An 8,641-nucleotide genomic window follows, 5' to 3' on the forward strand; every position below is an offset into this window, starting at 1 on the left:
AACAAAACCCCGCCACCCCCGACCACCTCGACATCCACGACGACCGCATCAACATCTACGCCACCGCCCGCGAAAAACCGCAGCACTTCTTCTACCAGGTTCGCGCGGTTAATAAAGGTGATTTCCAGATGGGGCCGGTGGGTGCTGACGCTATGTATAATGCGGAGTATCATAGCTATAGTGGGACTGGAGTTGTTAGGGTGAGGTAGTGGAGGTTGGTTTTTTTTGCTGTTTGGAGTCTTCCTAAGGGGGACTCCAAACAGCGGGGGACTTAAAAAATTGAAATCCTTATATATATTGATTTAAATTTATCAATTTTATAATACTATCAATAAAAATAATATGGGACTATTTGACTTTCTAAAACCTAATCAGGAATTGAAAAAGAATGATGCACTTGAAAACATCCGCAGACATATTTTTCCTAAAGGACAGACCCAAGTTGAGCAGGAAACACGTGAACTACGGGGACATCTTCAATATAAGTATACTAAAGATGAAGTATTTAATACTTATGTTCATGCGGCAGGTATGTACTACGTAACAGTTGATAAAGACCAAGAAAAAATTGTAGCAACTATTTTGCATCATCCTAAGAGTGTCGTAAATAAGGATGACGCAATAAAAATTTACCTGTTTTTGAAGCAAAAATTTAGTCTTTTTGATAGAACTAGAAGTGAGTTATTGATTTCAAATAAATACGGTGGTTTGCCAGCCTTTGTAAAGGATGTTTACATTAACAGTTTAAAAGAATACGGATACAGTAAAACAGTTATAAAACAACTAATAGAAGGATTACATGTAAGAAGAAAAGATGAAGGAATAAAACTAAATATGCATATTGATGATACACCATCTTCCTTAATGATAACATGGACTAAAGAATATTTAGCCGAACTGGAAAGTATTGAAATAAAGGATAATAACCTTTTAAGAACAATACTAAGCCGAAATCCAGAGTTAGCAATCATTGTTAAAAATGGCAATAAATCTGAGATAGAAAAGTATCTAGAATTGAATCCCGATAAACTAGATATGTTAATGACAGAAATTGCTAACAGTTCAACCTTCGATGATGAAATGGTCAATGATACAGATGAAGATGAATTTGATGATGATACAAATGACGATGATCCAGCAGGAGAATACCTTAACGCATCTATTGACTTAATAGCGAAAGAGGATTACATCACAGCTTATGACCTTATTAATAAAGCACTGATATATAACGAGAAATATTATAATTCTCAATTATATTCATTGCGTGCAGAATGTAAAATGAACCTTGATCAACTTTTACCTGCTTTGTATGATATGGACAAAGCTATTGAAGCTTTTAATGATGAAGTAGATGGTTATGAGCATAGAATTGATTGTTATTTGCAACGAGCAGAAATAAATTTTAAGCTTCAAGATTATGCAGAAGCGGCTATAGATAGAATGAAAGCTGATGAATTAGAAGACAGATGGAAAGGGAGATCAAATAATTGAGTATTATCCTTTGCGTCCCTCGCCCGCTGTTTGGAGTCTTCCGAAGGGGGACTCCAAACTTACAATGAAGCAGCAGGAACTCCGTGAAATTTTCTGCCACCGTGCAGGTATCATCAGCAGCTTAGAAAACTATCACTTATAAATTAGATTAAAAATATATAGCCAAATCAGTACATTATTAAGGAGTGTAATTTAAACTGTGTCACTTTGGTTTATTGGTTTACTGTTGTTTTTGGTGTTACGGCTTTAGCCTAACAGCAAAAACAACACCTTGAAGTGTTTTTTCACTTCAAGTCTAGCTCCATCCGCTCACCAAACCAGATGGCTAGCTGCTGGGCCGTCTGACTCCAATTGGCCAGCGGCATACTCCACTTCCTGCTGATGTTCTGGTGAGCCAGGTAAATGAGCTTCAGCAGGGCCATATCGGATGGGAAAGCTCCCTTGGTTTTGGTCACTTTCCGTACTTGCCGATGTAAGCCCTCAATGGGATTGGTCGTGTAGACCAGCCTCGTGATCGGCTCGGTATACTTGAAGTACGTGCTCAGCTTCTCCCAGTTTCGTTGCCAGCTCTCGATGACCTTGGGGTACTTCTTTCCCCACTTCTCTTCCAGCTCCAGCAGCCGCAGTTCAGCCAGTGCTTTACTCTCTGCCCTGTAGACAGGCTGGAGATCCTGCATAAACTCCTTCTGATCTTTAGAGGCTACATACTTGAGGCTATTGCGGATCTGGTGCACGATGCAGCTCTGTACCTCTGCCTGCGGGAAAACACTGGTGATGGCCTCGGCAAAGCCTTTGAGGTTGTCGATGCAGGCAATAAGCACATCCTTCACGCCCCGCTGCTGCAGGTCGGTGAGCACCGAGAGCCAGAAAGTAGCTCCTTCGCTCTCGGATACATACACGCCCAGCAGCTCTTTGTAGCCATTGCGGTCAATGCCCAGGATGTTGTAGACGGCTTTCGAGACGGTGCGCCCCTCTTGCCGCACCTTATAATGCATGGCATCCAACCAGACGATGCAGTAGAGCGAGTCCAGCGGCCTTGCCTGCCATTCCTTTACCTGGGGCACGATCTTCTCCGTCAGGGCAGAGAGCGTGTCATGGGAAATATCCATGTCGTACATCTCCTTAAGGTGTGAGGAGATGTCACGAAAGCTCATCCCCAGCCCGTACATGCTCAGAATGCGGGGCTCCAGATTCTCGGCCAGAAGCGTCTCCCGCTTTTTGATGATCTGCGGCTCAAAACGGGAGGAACGGTCACGGGAACTCTCCAGCTCAATGACCCCGTCCGATGTACGCACCTGCTTGCTCACTTTGCCGTTGCGGCGGTTGCCTCTCCCCCGCTCCTCCTTATCCAGGTGCAGGTCCATCTCCGCCTCCAGGGCAGCTTCTAAAAAATGCTTGAGCAGCGGGCCAAGCGCTCCGTCTTTACCAAAGGTCGGTTTGCCGCTTCTGAACTCCTCCAGAAACTGACGCTTGATCTGTTCCAGATCCAGGCTGTTTTTATCTTCCATATCTACTGTGCTAAAATAATAATTCTATTACTTTGACACAGTTTATTTTACAGCCTCCATTACTAGTTAATGGCATAATAAGTGTAGCAAAAAAGTTTCAGATAAATAATATTTTGTAATCTTTTAATCCTACACATTACATGATGAAACCATTCTTACTTACACTCGCTCTGGCTGTTATTTGCTCAACAGCCACTTTTGGTCAAACAGAAAAAGGTTCTAAAATGCTTGGTGGCACCGGCAACCTGGGTTTTTCTGACGGTATATCGGTTACTGTACAGCCTAGCATTGGCTTTTTTGTAGCAGATAATTTTGCCATTGGCAGTGCCTTGGGTTTATATTATTACAACCGAGACGATATACGGCAAAACGGCATTGCTATTCAGCCTTTCATTCGGTATTACATAGGCGAGTCTATGCCTATCAGACCTTTTGTTGAGGCAAGTGGCGGGTACATGACAAGTAAAACCAAATACTCCTACAGTGGAAATTCTTTCGAGCAAAAGTATAACAACGGTTTTTTTGGAGCAGGTGTAGGTGCCGCTTATTTCCTGACAAATCAGGTGGGGCTGGAGGCAATGCTGTACTACAGAACCAGCGAAGATCGTGGATTAATAAATTATCAGGGCAACAGCCGCTTAGGCATCAGTTTCGGTTTCCAGATATATTTGCCAGGTTCCAGCGCAAAGTAGAGCCTCAGGAACTGAATGTAGAGAAGCCGACACCATAAACTGCCAATTATTTAAATGGAAATGGCCTTCAGAAGCTAATCTGTTAAAATTCTGCCAAGGGTCTTCTCTACTTCTTTACCTGTACCCCCTTCGCAGCCTTTACAAACCCTTGGCCTTCCGGAGCTAAAAAATGCTTCGGAAGGCTGTTTTTATTTGAATAATTGGGTTCTTATCTTTCTGCAAAGCCGTAGGCAACTTCCTGGCTGTTAACAGTGACGGAGTTTTTGTAATCCTCTTCATCCATCTCGAGCAGCAGGTTTGTAACCAAGGCTGTCCAGCCGGTTTGGTGAGAAGCTCCGAGGCCCTGGCCGGTATCGCCGTTAAAAAACTCGTAGAACAGGTGGTGCTCCTGAAAATGCTCATCTTCGGAGAACTCGGCATGGTCGGAGTGGTAGCGGTATTTGCCGTTTTCGTCTTGTTCGAACATCTTCAGCAGGCGCAGAGTCAGCTCATTGGCAATTTGCCGTAGGTTTAGCTTGTTACCTGAGCCAGTCGGGAATTCATACACATAGGTGGGGCCATAGAAGGTGTAGTATTTCCGGAGCGACTGTATGATGAGGTAATTGAGCGGGAACCAGATGGGGCCGCGCCAGTTGGAGTTGCCGCCAAACATATACGATGAACTCTCGCCAGGCTCATACTGTATTACATGGCTGCCGTTGTGGTGAAACTCGTATGGGTGCTCCAGGTGGTACTTCGACAGCGAACGAATGCCATAATCCGACAGAAACTCCGACTCATCAAGCAGCCGTTTCAGGAGGTGCTCCAGCCGGTGACCGCGCAGCAAAGAGAGCATGTAATCGCCAGTCTGGCCACGCTGCTCAAAATGCGAGATAAGGGAGGCAAGGTCGGGGCGGGTACGCATAATATTGATTACCCGCACTTTAAACTCGTAAGAATGGTCAAAAATACTCTTGCTGATCATTTCTACGGCAAACAACGGAATAATGCCAACCAGCGACCTGATTTTGAGGCGATGCGTGCCGCCGTTCTCAAACTGAACCACATCGTAAAAAAATTCGTCGGTATCGTCCCAGAGCGAAATATTGCGGTCGCCGATGTGGTGCATGGCCCAGGCGATGTTCAGAAAATGACGGAAAAATTTGGCCGCTGATTCTTCGTAGGCAATGTTATGCCCTGCCAGCTCCAGCGATATCCGCAGCATGTTCAGCGAGAACATGGCCATCCAGCTGGTGGAGTCGGCCTGCTGCATATTTTTGATACCGGCAGGCATTTTGCTGCGATCAAACACCCCAATGTTATCGAGACCCAGGAAACCACCCTCGAACAGGTTGGTGCCGTTTTCGTCTTTGCGGTTCACCCACCAGGTAAAGTTCATAAGCAGTTTCTGGAACGCCCGCTCCAGAAAATCGATATCGGGCTTGCCTGTTTTCTGCTTATCTTTATCGTATACTTCCCACACGGCCCAGGCATGCACCGGCGGGTTCACATCGCTGAAATTCCACTCATACGCCGGAATCTGTCCATTGGGGTGCATGTAATACTCCTTCAGCATAAGCTGCAGCTGGTCTTTGGCAAAGGCAGGATCTACGTGCACAAACGAAGTGGCATGAAAAGCCAGGTCCCAGGCAGCGTACCAGGGGTACTCCCATTTATCGGGCATCGAGATTATGTGCCGGTTGGTCAGGTGGTGCCAGTCTGCGTTCCGTTTCTTCAGCCGTTGCGGTGGTGTGTCGCCGGGTTCTCCGTTGAGCCATTTGTACACATCAATATAATAGAACTGCTTTGTCCAGAGTAAGCCACCAAAGGCGTTCCGCAGCAGCTTCTGATGTTCCGGACTGAGCGCAACAGGTGTCAGCGATTTGTAGTAACTATCTGTTTCGGATTTCCGGCTACTGAAAACTGCATCAAAATCGGACCAGGCATCGTTTAGCTCAGCCCGGCTCAGGCGTGCTTTAAAAACTTCTTTTCCGCCTGCCGCTATTTCCTTTTTATACCAAACAGCTGCTTTGGTGCCAATTTTATCAGGATTTACAGTAGGTTGCCCATGCAGCACATAATCGTTAATACCATCTTTTACATAAGGGTACTCGTTGTCGGTGTGGTAGATGCGTTTGTTGTTTGTTTCATTCTCGCAGAACAGCTGCTCCCCTGCCTGGTGGTAAAAAAACAGTTCCCAGTTTCGGGTAGAGGATGTTTTGATGCAGTGGTCGCTACTGGAAGATAACTTCGGTCTTTTATTACGGAACCAATCGTTATGTTTCCAGTAGTTCCGGAACCAGATGTGTGGCAACACATGAATGGTAGCGGCCTCAGGTCCACGATTATACACCGTCACCTTCATTAGAACATCATCCACATCAGCCTGGGCATACTCTATGTAGCAATCGAAGTAGCGTTTGTCTTTAAAAGCATCCGTCTCGAGTAGCTCATACTCAGGGAGTGTGCGGCTCTGCCGGTTTTTCTTCAGAAGTTCATCGTAAGGGAAGGCAGCCTGCGGGTACTTGTACAGGTACTTGGCATAGTTATGCGAAGGACTTGAATCGATATGATAGTAGAGTTCTTTTACATCTTCGCCATGGTTGCCCTGTTCGTTTGTTAACCCGAAAAGGCGCTCTTTCAGAATGGGGTCCTGACCGTTCCAAAAGGCAGGCGCCAGGCAAATAATTTGTCTGTCGTCGCAGAACCCGGCTATACCTTCTTCACCCCATCGGTAGGCAATGCTGCGGGCTTTATCGTGTGTTATGCAATTCCAGGCATCTCCGTCGAAGCTGTAATCTTCCCGAACTGTTCCCCATTGCCGCTCTGTCAGGTAAGGCCCCCACTTTAATCTATTCTTAGTATCTTTCAATTCCGAAGGTTGTAATTTCCCTGAGTGCTTATCCATTGTTAAACTAACTGTTAAAAAAAATCCTATCGCTGCTTTACAATCTAAAATCTAATCTTTGTTAGTTTTCAGCAATAGAATTATCTAATTTACAATCTCCAGAAGGTAATTACCTAATTCTATTTAAACTAGTTGTAATTAATTTAAATTTTTGCAAACTATACAGGCAGAAGTGCTATAAAAATAATTCATTTACTGTAAATTAGCTATCAACCTGGCAGCCTTACCTGAAATCCGGCACAGTGGCTGGTGGCAACGTGCTGCTCCTCTGCTGCTTACAGCTGGTAGTTAATATTTTACTGTGGCTAGGTTAAGGCCATAAAAAAGTAGTCGGCAGATCATGTTTTTCTTCTGTTCAAATACCTTCACCCATCTTGATTTCTGACAATTTACAAGTTGGTACATACAAAATTACCGGTTACTAATTTGTGGCAGTACAGCAGGTGCAGGAGGCATTACTAGTTGGTTGACTGATCTTTGTGATTTAAGGCATTTACATAGCACTTAGATGCCTTCTCCTGTGGCATGTCGTCTTTGTCTAACTTGCCTCTTTTATAATTAAACACGATAAAAGCATATCAGCAGCATCTGTTTTCGTATAAAACCTGAAGGATCTTGATTTAAGCCGAAACACAAACAGCTATATGCAACTGCTAAAACGTAATAATGTCCACATTTTCGGCAAAGGAAACCAAGCCCTGATATTCGGCCATGGCTTTGGCTGCGACCAGAATATGTGGCGTTATGTTACGCCTGCCTTTTTAAGGAACTTTAAAATTGTGCTGTTCGATCATGTTGGCTCCGGCAGCTCCGATCTTAGCGCCTACAACTGGATCAAGTATAATACATTGGAAGGTTATGCAGACGACATAATTGAACTTTGCCAGGAACTAAACCTCTACAGCGCGGTGTATGTAGGGCACTCCGTAGGGGCTATGATCGGTATTTTGAGTGCCATAAAGGCACCATCTCATTTCGAAAAACTGATTCTGGTTGGCCCATCGCCCTGCTACTACAACGATGGTGATTATACAGGCGGGTTCGAATACCAGGATATACAAGCCATGCTAACCTACATGGACCAGGATTACGGAGGATGGGCAAACTCTTTTGCACCATTTATTATGGGAAATCCGGAGGAGCCATCGCTTGGCGAAGAACTTGCTGCCAGCTTTTGCAATACCAACGCCGCTATTGCCAGACACTTTGCTGAAGTCACTTTTTTATCGGACAACCGTGAGGATTTACCGAAGCTTAAAACTAAATCGCTGATCCTGCAATGTTCTCACGATATGATTGCGCCAGAGGAAGTAGGCCACTATGTGCACCAGCATATTACCGGCTCCACCCTTATAAATCTTCGAGCCACCGGCCACTGCCCTAACCTAAGTGCTCCCTTAGAAACTATTGCTGCCATGGAGGATTTCCTCCTGCAGTAAGTCTTTGGTTTATTTTAAAAGTCAGGAACAGGAACAACAGCGAAATACTGATAATATGGCATACATCTCTGGCTTCACAGATGATTAACAAATATAAATTTTATCATTTTTATCAAAACCCGGAAGCCACCGTGGTATACAAAATAATCTATCTACTAAACGAAAAAGCGTGAAGGCACATAGATCCTTACAAAGCCGATCTACCCTTGGAGCTTTTTACGCCAGAAACCTTTGGAAGGCCCTTTTTATCTGAATAATTTCATTTTCTGAAGCCGCAGCACAACCTACAAACTTACATAGCACATGGCAGGGTAACATCTGGTAGGCTAACCCTTGACTCAATTCAGGCGAAAATCCTTCTGAAGGCATAATTCATTTGAATAATTTTCAAGCTGACAAAAAGTGATAAAACCACGATTCGTTTGCAACATCAGAAAATGCCTCCCTGTGTGAATTTGTAAACACCACCAAAACATGCGCCTCTACTCCTGTTGCCTTACATCAATGTTTTAATAACTGATGTTACGCAGCTTCTGGTATGTGGAACCTTTAATTTGGTTCTAATACATTTGGTAACAGTTTTATCCGGTGCCCTTAGGCTTTACTGTTGCATTGTAGAAGTCT

Annotated in this window: 6 protein-coding genes; 4 read left to right on the plus strand and 2 right to left on the minus strand. The window is 44.5% G+C overall.

Going from position 1 to position 8,641, the window contains the following annotated elements:
* Positions 1-209: alpha-2-macroglobulin family protein (locus tag FVR03_RS24635; protein WP_187270278.1), on the plus strand; the 209-nt coding region annotated here is incomplete at its 5' end.
* Between the two features lie 133 nt (positions 210-342).
* Complete coding sequence (locus FVR03_RS22960; protein ID WP_147924118.1) at positions 343-1,491, plus strand: hypothetical protein; 1,149 nt, start codon at positions 343-345, stop codon at positions 1,489-1,491.
* A 284-nt stretch (positions 1,492-1,775) separates the two neighbouring features.
* On the opposite strand, the gene FVR03_RS22965 is transcribed toward FVR03_RS22960, so the two are convergent.
* On the minus strand, positions 1,776-2,999 hold the full coding sequence (locus FVR03_RS22965; RefSeq protein ID WP_147924119.1) for an IS256 family transposase: 1,224 nt from the start codon (positions 2,997-2,999) through the stop codon (positions 1,776-1,778).
* 140 nt (positions 3,000-3,139) lie between these two features.
* Between FVR03_RS22965 and FVR03_RS22970 the strand changes: the two genes are divergently transcribed.
* Positions 3,140-3,691 carry an outer membrane beta-barrel protein gene (locus tag FVR03_RS22970; protein ID WP_147924120.1) on the plus strand — a complete coding sequence of 184 codons (552 nt, stop codon included), beginning with the start codon at positions 3,140-3,142 and terminating at the stop codon, positions 3,689-3,691.
* A 208-nt stretch (positions 3,692-3,899) separates the two neighbouring features.
* Here FVR03_RS22970 and FVR03_RS22975 read toward each other — a convergent pair whose 3' ends face one another.
* A complete protein-coding gene (locus FVR03_RS22975) occupies positions 3,900-6,542 on the minus strand; it encodes an MGH1-like glycoside hydrolase domain-containing protein (RefSeq protein WP_369410475.1) in 2,643 nt (880 codons plus the stop codon).
* A 680-nt stretch (positions 6,543-7,222) separates the two neighbouring features.
* Between FVR03_RS22975 and FVR03_RS22980 the strand changes: the two genes are divergently transcribed.
* On the plus strand, positions 7,223-8,017 hold the full coding sequence (locus FVR03_RS22980) for an alpha/beta fold hydrolase (protein ID WP_147924122.1): 795 nt from the start codon (positions 7,223-7,225) through the stop codon (positions 8,015-8,017).
* Positions 8,018-8,641 lie beyond the last annotated feature (624 nt).

The organism is Pontibacter qinzhouensis (assembly GCF_008017455.1).
GTDB classification, from domain to species: Bacteria; Bacteroidota; Bacteroidia; order Cytophagales; family Hymenobacteraceae; genus Pontibacter; species Pontibacter qinzhouensis.

Coding starts and splice junctions, on each gene's coding strand:
- FVR03_RS22960 (WP_147924118.1), top strand. CDS start 343: ATGGGACTATTTGACTTTCTAAAACCTAATCAGGAATTGAAAAAGAAT.
- FVR03_RS22965 (WP_147924119.1), bottom strand. CDS start 2,999: ATGGAAGATAAAAACAGCCTGGATCTGGAACAGATCAAGCGTCAGTTT.
- FVR03_RS22970 (WP_147924120.1), top strand. CDS start 3,140: ATGATGAAACCATTCTTACTTACACTCGCTCTGGCTGTTATTTGCTCA.
- FVR03_RS22980 (WP_147924122.1), top strand. CDS start 7,223: ATGCAACTGCTAAAACGTAATAATGTCCACATTTTCGGCAAAGGAAAC.